This is a genomic window from Microlunatus kandeliicorticis, assembly GCF_014137855.1.
GTDB classification, from domain to species: Bacteria; Actinomycetota; Actinomycetes; order Propionibacteriales; family Propionibacteriaceae; genus Microlunatus; species Microlunatus kandeliicorticis.
In genome coordinates, this window is the sequence record NZ_JACGWT010000006.1 from 335,305 (window position 1) to 356,981 (window position 21,677).

The 21,677-nt window shown below is 72.9% G+C and carries 21 protein-coding genes; 10 read left to right on the forward strand and 11 right to left on the reverse strand.

The window, feature by feature from the left end; genetic code table 11:
• Window positions 1-22: 22 nt before the first annotated feature.
• The 5 genes from FHX74_RS18405 to FHX74_RS18425 are packed head-to-tail and all read right to left on the reverse strand — an operon-like array spanning window position 23 to window position 5,784.
• Window positions 23-1,222 (reverse strand): SIS domain-containing protein, encoded by a 1,200-nt coding sequence (locus FHX74_RS18405; protein WP_182561639.1) that lies wholly within the window; start codon window positions 1,220-1,222, stop codon window positions 23-25.
• Window positions 1,219-2,643, reverse strand: coding sequence for a family 4 glycosyl hydrolase (locus FHX74_RS18410; protein ID WP_182561640.1), 1,425 nt, complete (start codon window positions 2,641-2,643; stop codon window positions 1,219-1,221). Before FHX74_RS18410 ends, FHX74_RS18405 begins: the two co-directional genes overlap by 4 nt.
• Window positions 2,640-3,488 (reverse strand): carbohydrate ABC transporter permease, encoded by an 849-nt coding sequence (locus FHX74_RS20560; RefSeq protein ID WP_182561641.1) that lies wholly within the window; start codon window positions 3,486-3,488, stop codon window positions 2,640-2,642. The genes FHX74_RS18410 and FHX74_RS20560 overlap by 4 nt, the downstream gene beginning before the upstream one ends.
• Window positions 3,485-4,447, reverse strand: a complete 963-nt coding sequence (locus FHX74_RS18420; RefSeq protein ID WP_182561642.1) for a carbohydrate ABC transporter permease — start codon at window positions 4,445-4,447, stop codon at window positions 3,485-3,487. The genes FHX74_RS20560 and FHX74_RS18420 overlap by 4 nt, the downstream gene beginning before the upstream one ends.
• On the reverse strand, window positions 4,444-5,784 hold the full coding sequence (locus FHX74_RS18425) for an extracellular solute-binding protein (RefSeq protein WP_182561643.1): 1,341 nt from the start codon (window positions 5,782-5,784) through the stop codon (window positions 4,444-4,446). The genes FHX74_RS18420 and FHX74_RS18425 overlap by 4 nt, the downstream gene beginning before the upstream one ends.
• 202 nt (window positions 5,785-5,986) lie before the next feature.
• Here FHX74_RS18425 and FHX74_RS18430 point away from each other — a divergent pair, with 202 nt between their 5' ends.
• The gene (locus FHX74_RS18430; protein ID WP_182561644.1) at window positions 5,987-6,754 is read left to right on the forward strand and encodes a DeoR/GlpR family DNA-binding transcription regulator; all 768 of its coding nucleotides are present in this window, start codon (window positions 5,987-5,989) and stop codon (window positions 6,752-6,754) included.
• Window positions 6,755-7,033: 279 nt separating this feature from the next.
• On the opposite strand, the gene pdxR is transcribed toward FHX74_RS18430, so the two are convergent.
• Window positions 7,034-8,482: a MocR-like pyridoxine biosynthesis transcription factor PdxR gene (gene pdxR, locus FHX74_RS18435; RefSeq protein WP_182561645.1), complete on the reverse strand. Its 1,449-nt coding sequence runs from the start codon at window positions 8,480-8,482 to the stop codon at window positions 7,034-7,036.
• A gap of 70 nt (window positions 8,483-8,552) precedes the next feature.
• Here pdxR and FHX74_RS18440 point away from each other — a divergent pair, with 70 nt between their 5' ends.
• From FHX74_RS18440 to FHX74_RS18460, 5 genes are all read left to right on the forward strand, one after another.
• Complete coding sequence (locus FHX74_RS18440) at window positions 8,553-9,089, forward strand: carboxymuconolactone decarboxylase family protein (protein WP_182561646.1); 537 nt, start codon at window positions 8,553-8,555, stop codon at window positions 9,087-9,089.
• Window positions 9,090-9,117: 28 nt separating this feature from the next.
• Window positions 9,118-9,474, forward strand: a complete 357-nt coding sequence (locus FHX74_RS18445; protein WP_182561647.1) for a nuclear transport factor 2 family protein — start codon at window positions 9,118-9,120, stop codon at window positions 9,472-9,474.
• A gap of 112 nt (window positions 9,475-9,586) precedes the next feature.
• Window positions 9,587-9,814: a DUF6458 family protein gene (locus tag FHX74_RS18450; protein WP_182561648.1), complete on the forward strand. Its 228-nt coding sequence runs from the start codon at window positions 9,587-9,589 to the stop codon at window positions 9,812-9,814.
• A gap of 51 nt (window positions 9,815-9,865) precedes the next feature.
• The gene (locus FHX74_RS18455) at window positions 9,866-10,789 is read left to right on the forward strand and encodes an LptM family lipoprotein (protein WP_182561649.1); all 924 of its coding nucleotides are present in this window, start codon (window positions 9,866-9,868) and stop codon (window positions 10,787-10,789) included.
• Window positions 10,790-10,967: 178 nt separating this feature from the next.
• Window positions 10,968-11,291 carry a GIY-YIG nuclease family protein gene (locus FHX74_RS18460; RefSeq protein WP_182561650.1) on the forward strand — a complete coding sequence of 108 codons (324 nt, stop codon included), beginning with the start codon at window positions 10,968-10,970 and terminating at the stop codon, window positions 11,289-11,291.
• Between the two features lie 416 nt (window positions 11,292-11,707).
• On the opposite strand, the gene ppk2 is transcribed toward FHX74_RS18460, so the two are convergent.
• Window positions 11,708-12,628: a polyphosphate kinase 2 gene (gene ppk2, locus FHX74_RS18465; RefSeq protein ID WP_182561651.1), complete on the reverse strand. Its 921-nt coding sequence runs from the start codon at window positions 12,626-12,628 to the stop codon at window positions 11,708-11,710.
• Between the two features lie 137 nt (window positions 12,629-12,765).
• On the opposite strand from ppk2, the gene FHX74_RS18470 reads away from it, so the two are divergent.
• Both FHX74_RS18470 and FHX74_RS18475 read left to right on the forward strand, forming a co-directional pair.
• Window positions 12,766-13,818 carry a hypothetical protein gene (locus FHX74_RS18470; protein ID WP_182561652.1) on the forward strand — a complete coding sequence of 351 codons (1,053 nt, stop codon included), beginning with the start codon at window positions 12,766-12,768 and terminating at the stop codon, window positions 13,816-13,818.
• An 87-nt stretch (window positions 13,819-13,905) separates the two neighbouring features.
• Entirely contained in the window at window positions 13,906-15,336 is a 1,431-nt protein-coding gene (locus FHX74_RS18475) for an MFS transporter (protein ID WP_182561653.1), read from the forward strand.
• Here FHX74_RS18475 and FHX74_RS18480 read toward each other — a convergent pair.
• The 4 genes from FHX74_RS18480 to FHX74_RS18495 are packed head-to-tail and all read right to left on the reverse strand — an operon-like array spanning window position 15,273 to window position 18,388.
• Complete coding sequence (locus FHX74_RS18480) at window positions 15,273-15,539, reverse strand: ferredoxin (protein WP_182561654.1); 267 nt, start codon at window positions 15,537-15,539, stop codon at window positions 15,273-15,275. The genes FHX74_RS18475 and FHX74_RS18480 overlap by 64 nt on opposite strands.
• Window position 15,540: 1 nt before the next feature.
• Window positions 15,541-16,677, reverse strand: coding sequence for an NADH-ubiquinone oxidoreductase-F iron-sulfur binding region domain-containing protein (locus tag FHX74_RS18485; RefSeq protein ID WP_182561655.1), 1,137 nt, complete (start codon window positions 16,675-16,677; stop codon window positions 15,541-15,543).
• Window positions 16,674-17,288: a ferric reductase-like transmembrane domain-containing protein gene (locus FHX74_RS18490; protein WP_182561656.1), complete on the reverse strand. Its 615-nt coding sequence runs from the start codon at window positions 17,286-17,288 to the stop codon at window positions 16,674-16,676. The genes FHX74_RS18485 and FHX74_RS18490 overlap by 4 nt, the downstream gene beginning before the upstream one ends.
• Window positions 17,285-18,388 carry an FAD:protein FMN transferase gene (locus tag FHX74_RS18495; RefSeq protein WP_182561657.1) on the reverse strand — a complete coding sequence of 368 codons (1,104 nt, stop codon included), beginning with the start codon at window positions 18,386-18,388 and terminating at the stop codon, window positions 17,285-17,287. Before FHX74_RS18495 ends, FHX74_RS18490 begins: the two co-directional genes overlap by 4 nt.
• Before the next feature lie 609 nt (window positions 18,389-18,997).
• Here FHX74_RS18495 and FHX74_RS18500 point away from each other — a divergent pair.
• Together FHX74_RS18500 and FHX74_RS18505 are read left to right on the forward strand one after the other, a co-directional pair.
• Window positions 18,998-20,620, forward strand: a complete 1,623-nt coding sequence (locus tag FHX74_RS18500; RefSeq protein WP_182561658.1) for an NCS1 family nucleobase:cation symporter-1 — start codon at window positions 18,998-19,000, stop codon at window positions 20,618-20,620.
• A gap of 65 nt (window positions 20,621-20,685) precedes the next feature.
• Window positions 20,686-21,645: a sigma-70 family RNA polymerase sigma factor gene (locus FHX74_RS18505; RefSeq protein ID WP_182561659.1), complete on the forward strand. Its 960-nt coding sequence runs from the start codon at window positions 20,686-20,688 to the stop codon at window positions 21,643-21,645.
• Window positions 21,646-21,677 lie beyond the last annotated feature (32 nt).

The window sequence follows — 21,677 nt, forward strand, 5'->3', positions numbered from 1 at the left end:
GCCGGAAGCGGCGTCGCCGGGCTCAGGGCTCGAGCGGGTGGATGGTGACGCCCTGGACCACCCGGTTCACCTGGCCGCCGGGGAACGGGTTGTCCGGGGTCAGCCCGGCGCGGACCGAGCAGGCCAGCGCGAAGAGCTGCACCGCGACCGCGAACGGCACCGCGAGCACGGCGTCGTCGAGGCCCTCGAGCCCGGGGAGCACCAGGTCGTGCTCGCCCGCCGGGCCGTCCGTCCGGGCGGTGAGCCGGAGCACGTGGTCCGACCCGACCGCACCGACCAGCTCGGCGGCGATGTCGTCGTCGTAACGCGCGGTGTAGGCGTCGTCGGACCGGAAGGCGATCACCAGCGTGGCGTCGTCCAGCACCGCCTTGGGTCCGTGCCGGAAGCCGAGCGAGCTGTCGTGGAAGCTGACCGTCCGGCCGGCGGTGAGCTCGAGCAGCTTGAGCGCGCCCTCCTGGGCCAGTCCGGCCAGCCCACCGCTGCCCAGGTAGACCACCCGGGCGTAGTCGCGGGCGGCCAGCGCGGTGACCGGTGACGGGTCGGCGAGCAGCGGCTCGACCGCGATGGCCAGCCGGTCGGCCAGCGCGGCCGGCTCGGCCGCGCCGGTGAGGGTCAGCCAGCAGCCGAGCACCATCGAGGTGAAGCTCGAGGTCATCGCGAAGCCGGTGTCGTTGGTGGCCGGCGGCATCAGCACGACCAGCGATCCGTCGCGCGGGCCGGCGTCCGGGTGGTGCCGGCTGGCCAGCTCGCCACCTGGGTTGCAGGTGATGATCAGGTGCGCCACCGAGGTCAGGCACTGCTCGGCCAGCTCGGTGGCGGCCACCGACTCGGGGCTGTCGCCGGAGCGGGCGAACGAGACCAGCAGCGTCGGGACGTCGTCGGCGAACACCTCGCGCGGGTTGGAGACGATGTCGGTGGTGGGGACGGCCTCGACCCGACGGGCCAGCTCCCGGCTCAGCGACGGCGCCAGCACCCGACCGGCGAACGCCGAGGTGCCGGCGCCGGTGAGCACGATCCGGGTCCGGGCGTCGGCCAGCAGCGGGGCGAGGAACGCCGCCCGCTCGGCGGCGTGCTCGGCATGATCACGACCGACCTGGCGCCAGACGGCGGGCTGCTGGGCGATCTCCCGGGCGGTGGCCACCTCGGGGCCGCCAAGGGCGCCGGCACCGATCACCGGCTCGCTGCCCGTCGTGGTCGCCGCCTGTGTCGTCGGGCTCGTCATGATCGTTCCTTCCCCTCGCCAGCGTCGTCGTCGTGGTCCCCGTCCCCCGGTGCCGCCCCGAACACCGCCGGGACGGTGCCGGCGGCGACCGCGTCGTCGATGATCCTCGCCGCCACCGCCGGACCCGGCACCAGCGGGTCGAGGGCGAGCGCCTGCACCGCGAGCGCGCGGTCACCGGTCAGCGCCGCACGCACCACGATCTCCTGCTGCGCCGCGCGGGCGGCCAGCACCGCGGTGATCCCGGCCGGCAGCGCGCCGACGGCGAGCGGGGTGACGGTGCGGCCGATCACCGCCGGCACCTCGACCACCGCCTCGTCGGGCAGCCCGGCGATCGCCCCGCGGTTGGGCAGGTTGACCGCGAGCTCGAGCCGGTCGGCGCCCTCGACCAGCGCCGCGCAGATGGCCACCAGCCGCTCGGCCTCCTGAGCGTCGGGCGCCGCGGGTAGCGGCTCCATTCCGGCGGCCTGGGCGCGCAGCCGGTCCCACAGGTCGGTCTTCTCGTCGATGTAGCGGTCGGTGTCGTCGCGGCCGTGCTGGAGGCCCCAGCGCAGCGCCCCGGGGTCCTCGCCGGTCAGGTACCAGCCGAAGAACTCCGAGACGTGGCGGTCCCCCGGCGCCGGGTAGCGACCGAAGGTGCGCAGCAGGTCGGCCGACACCGGCTGGGCCAGGCCCTCCCCCTGGCTCGGTGGCGCGTCGATCCCGCCGGCGCGCTCCTCGACCAGGGCGAGCACCCGCGGGTAGAGGTCCTCGGCCCCGAGCCGCAGGTCGAGCAGCCAGCAGAGGTGGTTGAGCCCGGCGAAGGTGGCCCGGACGTCGCCGCTCCGGTCGGTCAGCCCGAGGTCGCGGACCAGGGCCGCCAGCGTGTGCATGGTGCCGTGGCACAACCCGATCACCGCCAGGTCGGTGGTCGAGGTCACCGCGCGGACGTTGGCGGTCAGCGGGTTGGAGTAGTTGATCATCGTCGCGGCCGGGGCCAGCTCGGCCACGTCGGCGGCGATCGCGGCCAGCTCGGGGACGTGCCGGAGCGCGCGGAGCACCCCGCCGGGCCCGACGCTGTCGCCGACGGTCTGGGTGATCCCGTGCCGCTGCGGGAGGTCGAGGTCGGCGCGCCAGCCGTCCGCCCCGCCGACGGCGACGGTGGTGGCCACGAACCGGGCACCGAGCAGCGCTTCGCGCCGGTCGGTGTGCGGCTCGAACCGGAGGTCGGCGCCGGTTGCCGCGGCCATCCGGGTGCCCAGCCGGGCCATCACCTCGGCCGCCTCGGGGTTGAGGTCGACCAGGTGGACCGTCCAGCCGGCGAACACCGGCGTCCGGGCCAGGTCGGCCATCAGGCCCGGAGTGAAGACCGTACTCCCGGCGCCGATCAGCACCAGCGACCGGCCGGCCCCTGAACGCGGGGAGGTCCCTGCGCGGCCGGTCACCGGGTGCTGCCGGCGAGCAGGCCGTTGACGATGTAGCGGTTGAAGGCCAGCGCCAGCACCGCCGGGACGATGATCGCCAGCACCCCGGCCGCGTTGAGCAGGCTGGCCGGGACGACGTGCCGGCCCTGGAGCGAGGCGATCACCACGGTCAGCGGCTGGGTGGAGAGATCGCTCGAGAGCACCAACGGGAACAGGAACTGTCCCCAGGCGAACAGGAAGGTGATCAGGGCGGTCGAGATGATCCCGGGCCGGGCCAGCGGGAGCAGCAGGTGCCAGAGCACCTGCAGCCGCTTGGCGCCGTCGACCAGCCCGGCCTCCTCGATGCTCTCGGGCAGGCTCGAGAAGTAGTTGTGCAGCACCCAGGTGGCCAGCGGCAGGAAGCCGGAGACGTAGACCAGCACGATGCCCGTGTAGGTGTTCACCAGACCGAGCAGGCTCATGATCCGGTAGAGCGGGATCAGCGTGGTGTACGGCGGGAAGGCCATGGTGGCCAGCACCGCGTAGAAGAGCACGTTGCGGCCGCGGAACCGCATCCGGGCGAACGCGTAGCCGGCCAGGGTGGCCAGCAGCACGGTGACGACGGTGGCCGCACCGCACTCGACCACGATGTTCAGCGCCGCCCGCCGGATCTGCCCGGGCACGTCCGAGTCGGCGGTGAGCAGCGTCCGGTAGTTCTCCAGCGTCGGCCGCAGCGGGACGTACTGCGCCGGGTTGGCGCGGGCGTCGGCGTCGGTCTGGAAGCTGGTCTTGACCGCCCAGTAGATCGGGATCACCGACCACAGCAGGGTGAGCGCGACCCCGATCCCGCGCCCGGTGTTCCCGGCGCGCGCGCCCGGCCGGCTCACAGCTCCACCCGCCGGTAGATCGTCCGGACCACCACCAGGCTGATGATCAACGTCACCACGGTGATCATGAGGCTGAGCGCGTAGCCCTGGCCGAAGTCGAGGTCCTGGAAGCTGATGAAGTAGGTCTGCATGGTGATCGAGGACCCGGTGGCCGCGGCGCCGTTGAGCACGTAGGGCTGGTCGAAGACGTTGAGGGTGGCGATCACCGCCTGCACCATGCAGACCGCGATGCCCGGCCGGGCCAGCGGCAGGGTGATCCGGCGGAAGGCGCCCCAGCGGGTGCAGCCGTCGATCTCGGCGGCCTCGTAGAGCTCGCCGGGGATCAGCTGGAGCGCGGCCAGGATCAGCAGCACCGACAGCGGGGTGATCTGCCAGACCTGGACCAGCTCGATCAGGCTGATGGTCAGCAGCCGGTTCTGGCCGAGCAGCAGCGTGGTGCCGCCGGCGCCGGTCCCGAAGATCTGGCCGACCTGGGTGACGATGCTGTTGATCAAGCCGGCGTTGGGGTCGAAGATCCCGGTCCAGAGGATGCCCTCGACCACCCCGGGGAGCGCCCAGGGCAGGATCAGCACGGCGATCACCAGGCTGCGGCCACGGAACGGACGCTGCAACAGCACCGCCATCGCGATCCCCAGCACGGTGGAGAGCGTCACCCCGACCACCACGTAGAACGCGGTGTTGCCGAGGCTGCCGATCACCGCGTCGTCGGCGAGCAGGGCACGGAAGTTGCCCAGCCCGGTGAACCGGGTCGGCGGGTCGAGCGGGTTGACCTTGAAGAACGACTGCACGACGGTGAACACCGCGGGGATCAGCGCGAGCCCGACGATGAAGATCGCCACCGGGGCGACCAGCAGGTAGGGCAACGGGTCGAAGCGGCGTCCGCGCCGGCGGACCGGGGCGGTCGGCCGGGCCTCGGCAGTCAGGCCGGGGCCCGGCGTCGCCGAGCGGGTCAGGCTCACGAGCCGCTGGCCAGCCGATTGGCGGTGTCGGCGATGGTCTTGATCGCCGCGTCGACCGTCATCGACCCGGTGGCTGCCGCGTGCAGGTTGGTGTAGACGGCGTTGGAGAACTGCGGGTACCAGGCCGGGGCGCCCTCGGGGAACACCGGCTTTGAGCCCTGCAGCATCGGCACCAGCGACTTGCCCTCGGGCAGCGTCCCGGACTCGCTCATCTTCTGCAGCACCGACAGGTGCGACGGCAGCGCGTAGCCCTGGAAGATCTTGTCCTGCCCGTTGAGCCCGGCGAAGTCCTCCTGCTTCTTGGCGCTGGTGAACCACTCGATGAACTTGGCCGCGGCCTGCGGGTACTTGGCCTGCTTGGGGATCCCGATGCCGTCGGGGTTACCGAGGTTGGCCGCGGTGCCGGTGACGCCGGGCGTCGGGATGTACTTGACCTGGTCGACCACCGACGAGGCCGACTTGATGTTGTACAGCGTGCCGATCCCGCCCGAGTAGTCGGAGAAGATGCTGGCGACCTGGCCCTTGGCCATCAGGGTCTGCGAGCCCTGGCTGTCGGTGACGTTGATGTTGCCGGGCGGCACCAGGCCGTTCTTGATCGCGTCGACCATCCAGGTGGCGGCCTTGTAGCCGGCCGAGTCCGGGGTGGTGAACTGCGGCTTGCCGGCGCCGTCGAGCACGGTGCCGCCGAACGCGCCGGTGGTCTCGTACCAGTAGGTCGAGAGCCCCTCGGCAGCGGCGAACGGGATGTTGAGCGGGTACTTGACCACGCCCGCGCTCTTCACCTTGTTGAGCGCGGCGGTGTAGTCGTCGATGGTCTTCGGCATCTCGGTGACGCCGGCCTTCTGGAACATCTTCTCGTTGACCGTGGTAACCATGAACGAGGCGTCGTAGGGGATGCCGACGACGTGGCCGTCCTTGGTGAACGAGGTGAGCTGCGGCATGTCGGAGGCCATCGTCTTGGTGTCGACCATGGTCTCCATCGGGTAGAACCAGCCGAGCTTGCCCAGCTGGCCGACCCGCGACCAGTCGACGTCGGTGGCGTCGGCGAAGTAGGTCTTCGCGGTGGCCGCGGCGCTGATCTTGGTCTGCAGGCTGTCCCAGTCGATGTTGACCCAGTTGACCTTGATCCCGGTCTCCTTGGTGAACTCGTCCAGCGCCGCCTTGGGCGGCGGGTCCGAGGCCAGCGCGACGGTGATCGTCACCCCGCTGGTCTGGCTCGAGCCCCCGCTCGCGCTGCCGCCGCTGCTCGACCCGCCGCAGGCCGACAGGGTGAGCGCGAACGCCGCCGCCCCGGCCGCCCCGGCCAGCAGGGCCCGACGAGATGTCCTGGTGATCATGACTGCCTCCGTCTCCCCGAGCGGGGGGCGCTCGCTGCGCGATGCGCAGATGAGCAGCCGTGAACGGCCGCCTGCGCACTTGATGGCCTGAACGTAAGGCTGGTGCGCGAAGCGGTCAACACAACTCCCCAAACGAGCACAAACTTGCACACTTGTCCACGAACTGCGCACTCGAATGTGTCAGGACTGTTACCGTGACGACGTGCGACGCGAGCAACGCCTGAGCGCGATCCTCGACCGGGTCGGCGCCGACGGACAGGTCGACGTGGCCACGCTCGCCGACCAGCTGGGCGTCTCGGGGGCGACCGTGCGCCGGGATCTGCAGGCCCTGAGCCGGAGCCAGCTGCTGGTGCGGACGCACGGCGGCGCGACCTCGGCGCAGAGCGGCGAGGAGGTGCCGATGCGGGTCAAGGCCGCGCTGCGGCTGCCCGAGAAGCGCCGGATCGGACGCGCCGCCGCGGACCTGATCGCCGACGGGTCGGTGGTCGGGCTGACCGGCGGCTCGACCACCCGCGAGCTCGGCCGGGCGCTGGCCGGCCGGCGCGGGATCACCGTGGTCACCAACGCCATCGACATCGCCGGCGACCTGGCCAGCGGGCACCTCGGTGCGCTGGGCATCCGGCTCGTGGTGATCGGCGGGATCGTCCGGCACTCGCTCGAGCTGGTCGGACCGGCCGCCGAGGCGATGCTCGCCAACTACCACCTCGACGTCGCCTTCGTCGGAGCCGACGGGCTGACCGCGCAGGACGGCTGCACGACCTACGACGAGATGGAGGCACAGACCGACGCGGCCTTCCTCCGCCGGGCCGACCGCCGGGTGGTGATCGCCGACAGCACCAAGCTCGGCCGCGCGACTTTCGCCCGGATCGCCGACCTCACCGACCTCGACGACCTGGTCACCGACCGCGGCGCCGACGAGGCCCGGCTGGCCGAGCTCCGCGCCGCCGGTCTCCGGGTCACCACGGTGTGAGCCCGACCCCGTCGGCCGAGCCTGCCGAAACCGGCCGAAGCCGACTCCGCCGGCTGAGCCTGTCGAAGCCGGCCGAGCCCGTCTAAGCCGGTTGAGCCTGTCGAAGCCAGCTGAGCCTGTCGAAGCCGGCTGAGCCCGTCGAAGCCAGCTGAGCCCGTCGAAGCCAGCTGAGCCTGTCGAAGCCGGCTGAGCCCGTCGAAGCCAGCTGAGCCTGTCGAAGCCAGCTGAGCCCGTCGAAGCCGGCCGAGCCGACCCCGCCGGCTGAGCCTGTCGAAGCCGCTACCCCGCGACCGCGTCCAGAGTGGCCAGCAACCGGGCGACCGCACGGGTGAACCCGTGCTCGGGCGGCGTGCCGTAGCCGACCACCAGGGCGGGCGGGCGGCTGGCCACCGGGCCGGGGAGCAGGGAGGACGATCCGGTCAGCCGGTAGTGGTCGAGCCCGTCGAGGTCGACCCCGTGGCGCCGGCCCGCCTCGACCGCCTCCGCCTCGGAAACGCGCGACGGGAGGCCGACCACCAGGTGCAGTCCGGCGTCGAGTCCGGTGACCGGCAGTCGCGGGTGCCGCCGGGCCAGCGCCTCGACCAGCCGGTCGCGGCGCCGTCGGTAGGCCAGCCGCCTCGCCCGGACCTGACGGTCGTAGCCGCCCTCGGTGATCAGCTCGGCGAGGGTCAGCTGCTCGAGGGTCGGGCTCAGCCGGTCGGCGAGCTCCTTGGCGGCCAGCACGGGACCGACCAGCGGCTCGGGCAGCACCATCCAGGCCAGCCGCAGCGCGGGCGCCAGGCTCTTGCTCGCGGTGCCCAGGTAGACCACCCGGTCGGGGTCGAGGCCCTGCAGCGCCGCCACCGGCTGCCGGTCGTAGCGGAACTCGCCGTCGTAGTCGTCCTCGATGATCATGCTGTCGGTCCTCCGCGCCCAGGCCAGCAACGTCCGGCGGCGGTCGGGTGACAGCGCCGAGCCGAGCGGGAACTGGTGCGCGGGGCTGACCAGCACCGCGCCGTGCGGCCCTCCGCGCCGACCGTCGCGGGTGACGAGCGGCTCCGGGTCGACCCCGTCGTCGTCGGCGTCGAGCACGGTGGTGCCGAGCCGGTGCGCGCCCGCGATGCGCGGCACCACCGGCAGTCCGTACGGCTCGAGCGCGAGCACCGCTTCGGCCCGGCCGGCCAGCACCCGGGCCAGCAGGTCCATCGCCTGCACGAAGCCGCCGCACACCACCACCCGGTCGGGCGTGGTGGTGACGCCGCGCACCCGCGCCAGGTAGTCGGTCAGCGCGGCCCGCAGCTCGGGCCGCCCCTGCGGATCGCCGTACCCGAACGCCTCGGCGGGCGCCCGGTCGAGGGCCTTGCGGCTCGCGGCCAGCCAGGCCGCGCGGGGGAAGGCCGCCACGTCGGGCGCCCCGGGACGCAGGCTGAGCCGGGCCGGTTCGCGGGCCGCGACCTCGGCAGGGGCCGGCGGCCGGGCGGCGGGAAGGTCGTCGGCGACCGCCGTGCCCGACCCCTGCCGGGCGGTCAGCCAGCCCTCGGCGACCAGCTGGGCGTAGGCCTCCGCCACCGTGTTGCGGGCCAGACCGAGGTCGGCGGCGAGGGCCCGCGACGGTGGCAGCCGGGCTCCCGCCGGCAGTCGTCCGCTCCGGATGGCGCCGCGCAGCGCCTTCTCGAGCCGGACGCGGGACCCTCGCGCCGGCCCGCGGACCACCCGGAGGTCGAGCGGCAGGTCGACTCCGGTGGTCATCGATTGGCCCACGAACTTCGCACAGAAGTGGACCTTACTGCCGGGCCGCCCGCCCGTTAGCGTCGTCGTCATGACCACCACCGATGACCCCACCCGGACGACCGCCGACCGGGCTGAACGGGCCGCCGACCAGGCCGTCGAGGTGCCGGTGCGCCTCGAGGTCGACCAGCTGGCTGCGAGCTTCCTGCGGGCGATGGGAACCCTCGACGCGGCCGCGACCCGCGAGCTCGACCGGGCCGGCATCGACCCCGGCCTCCGCGAGCTGGTGCGCGTCCGCGCCTCGCAGCTCAACGGCTGCGCCTACTGCGTCGACCAGCACACCCGGGACGCCGCGGCCGGCGGTGAGTCCGCGCAGCGGCTGAACGCCGTCGCGGTCTGGCGCGAGTCGCCGTGGTTCACCGCGCGCGAACGGGCCGCGCTGGCCCTCACCGAGTCGATCACCCGGCTCAGTGAGACCCACGTCCCCGACCGCGACCACGCCGCCGCGGCGGAGCACTTCGCGCCGCCCGAGGAAGCCGCCCTGATCGCGCTGATCACCACCATCAACGCCTGGAACGCGCTGTCGGTGGCCACCCGGGCCTGGACCCCGGTGCTCGGTGCCGCCTGAGCGACCCACCCGACGAGAGGAGACGACGATGACCACCACCCCACGCGAGCTGGCCACCGACTACTTCGAAGGCTGGCGGACCGGCGACTTCGACCGGGTCGCCCGCACCCTGGCCGAAAAGGTGACCTTCCGCGGTCCGCTGGGGAGCGCCGACGGTCGCGAGGAGTGCCTCCGCGGGCTGCGCGGCATGGCCGCGATGATCACCGGGATCGACGTCCAGACCATGATCACCGCCGGGGACGGCGACCAAGGCGAGGTGATCACCTGGTACGACCTGCGGACCAGCGGCGCCGACCCGCTTCCGACCGCCAACTGGAGCCGGGTGCGCGACGGACGGATCGTGACGATCCGGGCTGCCTTCGACCCGCGGCCACTGCTCGGCTGACGTCGATCCACCCGGACACGGATCGCCTCCGGCACCTCCCCACGGCGAGGCTCAGCGGACGCTAGGGTTCCTTCACCGGTCGCACCGCAGCGGCCCGACCGAAGGGCGCGTCATGGGTATCGGAGTGGGCATCTTCCTGCTGGTCGTGGGCGCGATCCTCGCGTTCGCGGTGGAGTTCAAGGTGAGCGGGATCGACCTGCAGACCGTCGGCTACATCTGCATGGTGATCGGCGTGATCGCGCTGGTGCTGTCGCTGGTGCTGCAGCTGCGGCGTCGCAAGACCGTGCACACCTCCGTGGTGGAGCGGCACGACGACCGGACTCCCCCGCCCGTCGTCTGACCACGAACGACCGAGCACGACGAGAGTCGTCGATCGAACGGGGGTGCGATCGTGTCCGTGCTGAGCTCACGCCGGCGGGTGTCCGCGCTGGCCTGGCTGGTCGCCGTGGTGACGGTGGCCGGCTGCGGGTTGACCGGTCCGACGGCCGGCGGCGGTGCCGACCCGACCACGTCGGCGGCCGCTCCGCCGAGCAGCGGGCCGAACTCGACGTCGAGCGCGTCGTCGAGCGGGACGCCCAGCGAGTCGTCCAGTGCCGCGTCGTCGAGTGCCACGTCGCCCAGCGCGTCGGCGTCCTCGAGCGAGACGCCAGGGATCGGGGCCACCGTCCTGCCCGCACCGCCGAAGGCCAACACCGGCGTGCTCGCGGTCAAGGCGGCGGTGCTCACCGGTCGCGAGCGGAACCTGCGCTGGACCATCCGGGTGCCGCAGTTCTCGGGCACGCCCCGGGCGCAGACGGTCAACCAGCGGATCCGCGCCTCGGCCGGGGACGCGATCACCGCGGCCCGGCGGACCGCCCGCGAGAGTCCGAACGACCGGGTCACGCTCGACGGTCGCTACACCCTGAGCACCAACGACGGCCGGACGGCGCAGGCCGCGTTGACCTTCGACACCTACACGGCGGGCGCGGCGCACGGCAACGGATTTGTCGGCACCACGGCGATCGACGTCACCACCGGGAAGCCGATCCTGCTCACGGACGTCTTCCGCAGCGAGTCGGCCGCGCTCCGGGTGATCGCGCCCAAGATCAAGGCGATCGCGGAGAGCGAGGGCGAACCGGTCTCCGACCCCTCGGGGCTGCGTCCGGTGCACGCGAACTTCGCCAACTGGCAGAGCACCGGGGCGGGCATCACCTTCTACTTCCAGGACTACCAGCTCGGCGGCCACGGCCTGCGGATGTACACCGTCGGCTGGAACGACCTCAGCGGTCTGATCACCGACTACGCCCGCCGGACGCTGGCCCCACCGCGCCGCTGACCAGCCGCGCGCTGAGCCTGTCGAAGCGCGCACTCGCACGCTGAGCCTGTCGAAGCGCGCACTCGCACGCTGAGCCTGTCGAAGCGCGCCCCGCACGCTGAGCCTGTCGAAGCGCCGGTTTTCCACAGATGCGAAAGCACCAGGCCGTGGTGCCGGTAGGACGGGTGACGATGCCGGTGTGCCGTACACCTACCTCCTCGAGTGCTCCGACGGTTCGTACTACGTCGGCAGCACCCGCAACCTCGACCAGCGCTTGGCTCAACACGCCGCCGGTGTCGTGGACGGTCACACCGCCGCACATCGACCCGTGACCCTCGTGTGGTGGCAGGAGTTCGACCGCGTCGACGAAGCGCACGCGATGGAACGTCGAATCCACGGCTGGCGTCGGGCGAAGAAGCAGGCGCTGATCGAGGGGCGACTCGCTGACCTCCCTCGTCTGTCGCAGACGAGCGCCACCTCTCAGCGCTTCGACAAGCTCAGCGCACGTAACCCCGCAGGCTGAGCCTGTCGAAGCCCACCGGCCGACTCTTCTCCACGTCTCGCTTCGACCAGCTCAGCGCACGCTCGGCCCTTTCCGCGGGCTGAGCCTGTCGAAGCCCACCGGCCCGAACCCTCCGCGCGTCGCGCTTCGACAAGCTCAGCGCACGAAGCCGCGCTTCGACGAGCTCAGCGCACGTCACCCGCTTCGACAGGCTCAGCGCACGGAACCGCGCATCGACGAGCTCAGCGCACGGAGCCGCGCATCGACAGGCTCAGCGCACGGAACCGCGCATCGACAGGCTCAGCGCACGGAACCGCGCATCGACAGGCTCAGCGCACGGAACCGCGCATCGACAGGCTCAGCGCACGGAGCCGCGCTTCGACAGGCTCAGCGCACGTCATCCGCTTCGACAAGCTCAGCGCACGTGACTCCGCGGGTCAGGCTTCGGAGCCGTTCTCGCCCTTCTCGTAGAGCTGGGTGGCGGGGCCGACGATCAGCGGGTCGGGGGTGCCGACGATGTCGTCGTCGCGGCCGGTGTAGTCGTACTTGCTGAGCACGAAGCGCATCGCCTCGAGCCGGGCGCGCTTCTTGTCGTTGCTCTTCACCACGGTCCAGGGCGCCGCCTTGGTGTCGGTGGCGGCGAACATCTCCTCCTTGGCCGCGGTGTAGTCGTCCCACTTGTCCAGCGAGGCGAGGTCCATCGGGGAGAGCTTCCACTGCCGGACCGGGTCGATCTGGCGGATCAGGAAGCGGGTGCTCTGTTCCCCGCGGGAGACCGAGAACCAGAACTTGGTCAGGTCGAAGCCGTCGCGGGTCAGCAGCTTCTCGAACATCGGCGCCTGCCGGAGGAAGCGCTCGTGCTGCTCGTCGGTGCAGAACCCCATCACCCGCTCGACACCGGCGCGGTTGTACCAGGACCGGTCGAAGAGGGTCATCTCGCCGCGCGCCGGCAGGTGGGCGACGTAGCGCTGGAAGTACCACTGCCGGGCCTCGAGGTCGGTGGGCTTCTCCAGCGCCACCACGTGCGCGTGCCGCGGGTTGAGGTGCTCCATGAACCGCTTGATCGCCCCGCCCTTGCCCGCGGCGTCGCGCCCCTCGAACAGCAGCACGTGCCGGCGTCCGGTCGCCTTGATCCAGTTCTGCAGCTTGAGCAGCTCGATCTGCAGCAACCGCTTGGCGTACTCGTACTCCTTGGCGCTCATCCGCTCGTCGTACGGGTAGTCCTCGCGCCAGGTGTCGACGACGTCGCCGCCGACCGCCCGGAGCACCGGGTCGTCGTCGTCGAGCTCCTCGACCACGAAGTTCTCGGCGCCGTACCGCTCCCGCAGCTCGCGCAGCTGGCTCTCCAGATCGGCCATGTCCCCTCCCCCTCTCCGGCGGCGCGTCCCACCGCGGACCCGGGCCGATTGCCGGGTGCGCCGCGGACTGCGAGGGTGGCACCGCCGGACGAACAGCAGGTTACGTTCGCCGCTCGTCACCAGCTCCGGGAGGACCGATGACCACCGCCGACACCAGCCGCGCCGCCCACCTGGTCGGGAGCCTGCCGGGCGCCACCGCGGCCGAGGCGATGGCCACCGCGCTCGACGTCCTCGGTCCGCACCTGCGCTCGATCCCCGACGGCGAGACCGGCGAGCGCCGCAACTGGGTCATCTCGATCGTCGAGTCGCTCCGCGACCACCCGGACCTCGAGCTGGTCCGGCAGGGCCACTGGACCGACTACGACGACCTGCCCCGGCTCCGGGTCCGCCCCGGCCACCGGCTCTACGGCGCCAACCTCGACTTCGGCCACGTGGCGGCGGTCCGCGACAGCTACCCGGCGCTGGAGGAGCTCCGCACGCAGCACGGCCGGCCCGACCTGGCCTTCCAGTCGGGCGTCCCCGGCGACTTCGACCTGGCCATGTTCACCCTCGGTCCGGTCGGCGCGCTGACCAACCGGCGTCCGTTCACCGAGGCCACGCTGACCGAGATCCGCGGGGTCGCGGCCGCCACCCGGCCCGACACCGTCTTCCAGATCGAGGTGCCGGTCGAGCTGGTGCTGCTGACCAAGCTGCCGCCGCGGGCCCGGCCGGCCGCCGCCGCCCGGTTCGGCGCGGTGATCGCCGGGCTCGCGCAGGCCAGCCCGGCCGGCACCCGCTTCGGGTTGCACCTGTGTCTGGGCGACATGAACAACCGGCCGTTCGGGACCATGGGCGACGTCTCGCCGCTGGTGCTGCTGAGCAACGCGGTGACCCGACGCTGGCCCGACGGCCGTCCGCTGGAGTACGTCCACGCACCGTTCGCGGCCGCCGACCAACCGGCGCCGGTCGGAGCCGGTCACGAGGCCTACTACGCCCCGCTCCGCGACCTCCGGCTCCCGTCGGGCACCCGGTTCGTCGCCGGCTTCGCCCACGAGTCCCAGGACCTCGCCGACCAGCTGCGGATCCGGACGCTGGTCGACGAACTGGTCGGACGCCCGGTCGACGTGGCCGCCGCCTGCGGACTGGGCCGGCGGAGCGTCGAGGACGGACGCCGGGTGCTCGAGCGGACCGCCGAGCTGGTCACCGCCTGAGATCCGGCCGCGCCCGCCGCCGGTCCCGCCAGGCGATTTGATAGCTTGACGCTGAATCGATACAGCGAGCCCCGGCAGCAAGGCGACGTGAGCACTCCCAGCAGCAGGCCCGGCAGGGCCGACCGGTCCAGCACGACCGACGACCGTCCGTACGACCCCGCAGCGGAGTCGACCGTGGAGTCGGCCGTCGAGTCGGCCGTCGAGCTCGGCTCCGATCCGGCGGGCGCGACCGGCGCCGCCGACCCCGGTCCGGCGGTCACCCGGCCGTCCGCGCTGCGGATCGTCCTCAAGACGCCGTTCTACCGGTCGGCGGTGATCGCGCTGATCATCTCGGGCATCGCGGTCTCCTCCACCACGCCACAGCTCACACTCTTCCTGGTCAACGACCTGCACGCCTCGGTGCCGGTGGCCGGGCTCTACTACCTGGTCAACCTGGTCGCCCCGGTCGCCGGGTTCGCGCTCGGCAGCCTGTCCGACCGGTCGCGCGACCGGTTGCTGCTCTACCGCGTCTGCGCGGTGGTCGGCACGGTCGGCTGGCTCGCGATGGCCGCCGCGACGCGGATCTGGATGCCGTTCGTGATCGGCGCGCTGGCCCTCAGCGTGGCCGGTGGCGCGATGGGCCAGATGTTCGCCGCGGTCCGCGACGAGCTCAGTCGGCACCCGACCGGGGTCGACAACCAGGTGATCGCCACGGTCCGGATGGCCTTCTCCGGGGGCTGGATCGTCGGCCCGGTACTCGGCAGCTGGTTCGGTGCCGCCTTCGGACTGCGCTCCCTGCTGGTCGCCACCGCGGTGTTCAGCCTGCTGCAGATCGTCGCCCTCGGGCGCCGGGTGGTCCCGCGGTACGTCCCGGTCGGCACCACGGTCGCCGACGGGTCGCTGACCGCGGTGGCGCCGCCGGACCGGAGCTGGCGGGCCCGTCGACCGCTGTTGATCTTCGCCGGGTGCTGCGTGCTGGTGATGTGCGGCGACACCATGAAGTACGCGTTCCTCCCGATCTACATGGCCGACCAGCTGCACGTCTCCGACACCGTCCGCGGCAGCGTGATCGCCATCCAGCCGTTCCTCGAGCTGATCCTGATGGGACCGTTCGCCCGGCTGGCCCAACGGCTGAGCGCGGCGCGGATGGTGACCCTCGGGGCGTTGTTCGGGGTGGGCGCGCACCTGGCCTACGCGACCAGCACCGGTGTCGCAGGCCTCTACCTCGGCCAGACGCTGATGTCGTGCCTGTGGGCGGCGATCGCCGGGCTCGGGGTGACCGTGGCCCAGCAGCTCTACCCGCAGGGCATCGGGCTGGCCTCGTCGGTGTTCATGAGCTCGATCGCCCTGGCCGGCGGGCTCGGCGGCGCGATCGGCGGGCTCGGCACGGCCTGGCTGGGCCTGCCGCACGTCTTCTTCCTACCCGCGGCGCTGTCCAGCGTCGGCGTGGTCGGGCTGTTCGTGACCACCCGGCGCTACCGACCCGACGACGCCGCCTTCGCCCGCGCGTCCGGGGCGGCGGCTTCCTCGCGCAGGTAGAGCGCGCGGACCGGGCAGATCCGGACCGCCTCGAGCGCGGTGCCGCGGTCGAGCGGCCGCGGGTCGACGACCGGGTAGCCCCACTCGTCGAGCCCGATCCGCTCGGGGAGCAGCGCGGCGCACAGGCCGCGGCCGTCGCAGGCGATCCGGTCGACCGCGACGGTGGCGTCGGCCGACGTGCGGGCGACGGTGATCCTGGGCATCTCAGACTCCTCGGGTGGCGGGACAGGCCGGACGGCCGGCGCTGCGTCCACCGCCCTGAGCATGGGTCGGCAGGTGGTCGGCGAAGACCCGGAGCGCGCTGGCGGCGTTCCTCGCCGCCCCGTCGGGGTGGTGACAGCCGCCGCGGCCGGGCAGCAGCCCGAGTCGACGGCGCAGCCGGTCGAGGACCCCGGGCTCGCCGGCAGTCAGGCGGCGCCAGTCGTCGGCCACCGCGGGCAGTCCGAACAGGCACGGGCCGCACTGTCCTGCCGAGGCCCGGGCCAGCGCGTCGAGCTGTGCGCCGACCGCGACCAACGGGCAGACCGAAGCGGGCAGCAGGTGGACGATGCCGTTGCCGACGCCGGCCCCGAGCGGACGCAGGCCTTCGTCGGACCACGGGACCAGACCGGCCTCGGCCCAGCCCAGCCAGCTGCCGGACCAGCCGCTCGCCAGCACGGCGCGGACCGGCTCGGTGTAACCCCCGACCGCGGCGACCAGCTCGGCCAGCCCGACGCCGGCGCCCGCCTCGACCACCCGGGGACCACCGGCGACCGCGCCGGACAGCGAGAAGAACCGCGGGCCCGGCTCGTCCGGCGTTCCGTGCCGACGGAACCAGTCGACGCCGCGGTCGAGCAGCTGCCCGACCCGGTAGACGGTCTCGGCGTTCTGGACGACCGCCGCCGGGTGCCGGCGGTCACCCACCGCGAGCGGGGCGCGGTGGGTGACCGGCACCGCCGGACCGCCGTCGAGGAACGACACGAGCGCCGACGCCTCGCTGGCCACGTAGCCGCCCGGCGCGCCCAGCAGCTCGATCCCGTGACCGTCCAGGTCGAGCCGCTCGGCGGCGCGGTGGGTCGGCGAGCCCTCGTGGACGGCGAGCAGCACCCGTCGGGCGCCGACGGCCCGGGCCAGCGCGGTCGCGCCCGCCAGCAGCGGGCCGGGATCGTTCTCGACGATCCAGCGGTCCTTGACCGACCACGGCTCGCCCTCGCAGGCGTTGACGACCAGCCGCGGTCGGCGGCCGACCGCCGCGGTCAGCTTGCGGTGCACCGGGAAGGAGCCACCACCCCGGCCGGTGAGCCCGGACTCGGCGACCAGGTCGATCACCCGGGTGGACGCGGGCGCAGTCAGGACGCTCATCGGCCCGCTCCGGTCGTGACCAGCGAACGCCGGGGCCCGGGCTCGGCCCCGAGCTCGCGGAGGGCGCGGCGGCGCGGATCGCGGAGCGCGGCGACCGTGCGGTACCCGAGCGCGGCACCGCCGACCAGCAGGCACCCGAGGCTGACCGCGCCGACCCATCCGCCGTCGACGCTGGCCGCCCGCCAGCCGTGCAGCAAGCCGATCGGCCAGAGCGCGTAGGTGGCCCAGTGGACCGCCCGGAAGAGCCGCGGCGGGATCCACGGCCGCAGCAGCCCGGTGATCATCACCGCGAGCAGCAGATCGAAGGCGACGGTGCCGAGACCGACCCAGAGGGTGCGGTATCCGGACGTGAACGGCACCAGCGCGCTGATCCAGTCGATCGAGACGTAGGTCTCGACGATCGAGGTGGCGATGTGCACCAGCAGGAAACTGAACGCCAGCAGCGAGATCGACCGGTGGGTGCGCAACAGGGTGACCGCCACCTCCGGGCGGCGGGCGCGCCGGACGGCGACCACGCAGCCGAGCACCACGACGGCGGTGAGCAGCAGGATGCCCACCACCGCGGTGGCCCGGGTGGCGTACCAGAGCAACAGGTTGAGCGTGGTGCTCACGACGAGGTCCTCTCGGGGTCGGTGGCCGTGCCGGTGGTCGTGCCGGTCTCGATCTCGGTGGGAAGGGGCGCGACATCGGCGGGCCAGCCGCCGACCAGGACCGGCCGGTGATCGCCGGCGCGGGCCGGCACCAGCCGGGCGGCGAAGCCGTGGGCGGCCAGCCAGGCGGGAGCGGTCTCGCCGAGCACCACCGCCGCGGTGCTGGCGGCGTTGGCCGTCCGGCAGTCGCCGGCGTGGACGCTGACGCACCGCCACACCGGCTGGGCCGGCAGCCCGGTCCGCGGGTCGAGGACGTGGTGGCGACCGACGCCGCGGCTGCTCCACACCCGCACCGCGGTCGAGGAGGTGGCCAGCCCGCCGGTGCCGATCCGCACCGCGGTCCGGGGCGGCCGCGGATCGTCCCGGCCGGACTCGTCGATCGCGATCTCCCAGGGCGCACCCGTCTCCGGCCCGGGCAGGACGGCGAGGTCGCCACCGAGGTTCACCAGGCCACCGGTCCCCGCCAGCTCGTCGGCGGCGAGCAGCGCGGCGATCCGGTCGGCGCTCGCCGCCTTGCCGATCGAGCCCAGGTCGAGGGCGACACCCGCCGGGACGCGGACCGTGCCGGAACCGTCCGGCCCGGTGCGGTCGAGGACGATCCGGCGCCAGCTCTCGGCCGGCGGCCGTTCGGCGGGCAGGGCCCGCGCCGCCGGCGTGCCGGTCGCCCCGTCCGTCACCCGGACCGGGAGCAGGGCGAGGTCGCGGTCGTAGCCGAGCCGGACCAGCGGGCGTCCGAGGGTCGGCACCACCAGCCCGCCGGTGCGACGGGCCGCGTCGAGGGCGTCGGCGAGCAGGTCGAGGAACAGCGCCGAGACCGGGTGCGGGACGTCCGGACGGGCGTTGACGGCGGTCAGCTCGCTGTCCGCGCGGAACCGGCTGATCGCCCGGTCGACGGCGTCGAGCTCGCGGCGCATCCGGGCCACCGCGCGGTCGTGCCGGCGCGGGTCGGCTCCCCGGGTCACCAGGGCGACCTCGCATCCCCAGGTCCGCCAGCGCGTCGTCAGCACAGCGGGCTCGCTCGGCGAGGTGCGGCGGTCGACACCGACGGTCGCGCTGGTCACGATCCCCCGCTCGAGCTGTGGGAGGTCGAACCCGAACCGCTGCTGACCGACCCGCCGCCCGAGGAGCCCTGCGACGAACCGCCGGACGACCCGCTCGACGAACCGGTCGCGCGCGACGTGTCACCACCCGACCGCTGTGACGTGTGGGTGCGGGTGTGCCGGCCGGAGGTGGAGGTCCCGTCGGACGCCGCCGGGGTCCGGGTGTCCGAGGAACCCGGTGCTCCCGCGTCCGAGGACGCGGAGGTGTCGGGAGCGCCACCGGCGGCGGCACCGCTGCCGGCCGCCAGCCCGATCCCGAGCGCCCCGGCCCCGGCGACCGCGCCGGCCGCGGTCAGGGTCGTGACCCACCGGGTCCGGCGCCGGATCCTCGTCCTCGCGTCCACCTGCGACTCCTCGCTGCTGCGGGAGCCTGCCCGGCTCCCTGGTACGGCGAGTATCGAGAGAGCGTCTGTGCGGTTTCTTTGCCCTCACAGTGAACTCTCGGTGAGTCCGAGCGGGCGTCGACGCCATCCCGCGCCAGAGCCGTAACACGGGCGTCACCCGTCGCGCTCGGCAGGCTCCTAGGTTGCCGGACAGAGCACCTGACCCCTCGCCTCCCGGGAGAACGCCATGGCCGACACCGTCGACATCGGGACCGCCACCGGAGCGGTCGGCGCGCCGCCGTCACCCAGGCCGGGTGATCATCCCGCCGGCCCGGGCGTGCTCAAGCCGTCGTACTCAGACCGACTGGCCAACGAGGACCTGGCCCCGCTGAGGAAGCAGACCTGGTCGTCCTACAACATCTTCGCCTTCTGGATGTCCGACGTGCACAGCGTCGGCGGCTACCTGACTGCGGGCACGCTGTTCAGCCTGGGCATCGCCAGCTGGCAGGTGCTGATCAGCTTGCTGGTCGGGATCACCATCGTGATGGTGTTCTGCAACCTGGTGGCCAAGCCGAGCCAGATCACCTCGGTGCCCTACCCGGTGATCAACCGTGCGATCTTCGGGGTCCTCGGGGCCAATCTGCCAGCGATCGTCCGCGGGTTGATCGCGGTCGCCTGGTACGGCGTCCAGACCTACCTGGCCAGCCAGTCGTTGATCATCATCTTCCTCAAGTTCATCCCGGGATCGGCCGCGCTCAACAGTCCCGAGCTCGCCTTCCTCGGTCTGCCGCCGCTCGGTTACATCGCCTACGCGATCCTCTGGGTGGCGCAGGCCGCGGTCTTCTGGCGCGGCATGGAGGCGATCCGCCGGTTCATCGACTGGGCCGGACCCGCGGTCTACGTGGTGATGGTGATCATGGCCGTCTACCTGGTGGCGAAGGCGGGCCTGGGCAACCTCGACCTGTCGCTGGGCTCGCGACCGATGGGCGTCGGGGCCCAGCTCGCCACCATGCTGGTCGGCGTCGCCATCGTGGTCAGCTACTTCTCCGGTCCGATGCTCAACTTCGGCGACTTCAGCCGCTACGGCCGCGACTTCCGCACCGTGCGGCGGGGCAACCTGCTCGGCCTGCCGCTGAACTTCCTGTTCTTCTCGCTGCTCACCGTGATCACCGCGGCGGCCACCGTGCCGGTGTTCAAGGAGCTGGTCACCGACCCGATCGAGACCGTGCAGCGGATCGGCACGCCGTTCGCGGTGCTGCTCGGCGGGCTGACCTTCGTCACCGCGACCGTCGGCATCAACATCGTGGCCAACTTCATCAGCCCGGCCTTCGACTTCTCCAACGTCAGTCCGAAGAAGATCAGCTGGCGGATGGGTGGGATGATCGCGGCCGTCGGTTCGGTGCTGCTGACGCCGTGGAACTGGTACAGCTCCAACACCGGCATCCTGTTCAGCCTCGGCATCCTCGGTGCGCTGATCGGTCCGCTCTTCGGCATCCTGATCGCCGGCTACTTCCTGGTCAGCAAGCAGCGGGTCTGGGTCGACGACCTCTACACGCTGGACCCGAAGGGCCGCTACTGGTTCCGCAACGGCACCAATCCCAACGCGATCCTCGCCGTGGTGCTGGCCGGCGTCCCCTCGATCGCCATGACGCTGATCGCCGGGATCGTCGACGGCGGCCGGCACCACATCGGCGAGTTCAGCTGGTTCCTCGGCTGCGGCCTGGGGTTCGTCTTCTTCACCCTGCTCGAACGGCGGCGTCCGATGATCGGCCGGCTCGAGGAGGACCGGGTCTCGGCCACCGACGGGACCGTGCTGCCCTCCGGCGTGGTGCCCACGCTGCCGCACGCGTCCGGGGACAGCCAGGGCTGACCGGCACCGCCCCGCCGGGCACCGCGCCGTCACACCGTCAGCGCGGCGTTCGTCATGATGGCGTGGTGAGCGACGCGGAGACGCTGGCCCGCAGGTTCGAGGTCGAACGGCCGCGGCTGCGGGCGGTCGCGCTGCGGGTGCTCGGCTCGCCCGACGAGGCGGACGACGCGGTGCAGGAGGCCTGGGTGCGGCTGAGCCGCCAGGACGCCGGCACCATCGACAACCTGCCCGGCTGGCTGACCACGGTGACCTCACGGATCTGCCTGGACGTGCTCCGGAGCCGGCGCAGCCGACGGGAGGAGGCTCTCCCCGAGCACGGTGACCCGGAGCCCGGGCGCGCCTCCGAACCTCCGCCGTCGGACCCGCAGACCCAGGCGGAGCTGGCCGACGGCCTCGGGGCCGCCCTGCTGGTCGTCCTCGACACGCTGGCGCCCGCCGAGCGACTGGCGTTCGTGCTCCACGACCTCTTCGACGTGCCCTTCGACGAGATCGCTCCGATCGTGGACCGGACCCCGGCCGCCGCCCGGCAACTGGCCAGCAGGGCCCGGCGTCGGGTGCGGGGCGGGCCCGAGCTGGCGTCCGGCACCGAGACCGGTCGGCAGCGGCGCCGGGCCGTGGTCGACGCCTTCCTGGCTGCGGCCCGGGCCGGCGAGTTCACCGCACTGGTCGCCCTGCTCGACCCGGACGCCGCGATGCGCGCCGACGCCACGGCAGCGCAGATCGGGGCCAGCCCGGAGCTGCGCGGAGCCGAGTCACTGGCTCAGCTGCTCGCCGGCGGTGCCCGGGCGGCCCGGCCGGCCAGCCTGGACGCCGAGCCCGGGCTGGTCTGGGTGCACCGTGGTGCGGTCCGGGTCGCGTTCGTGTTCGGCTTCGACGATCCCGAGCGGCCGTCCAGGATCACCGCGATCGACCTGGTCGGCGATCCGACCGTGCTGGCAGGGATGGCGATCGAGCACTGGGCACCGCCGCCGGTCGCCGCGACCCGCGCCACCGACAGCCCCTGGAGCGGTCCGCCGCCACCCTGACTCCCGCGTCGGCCCGCCTCCCGCGGCTCCGC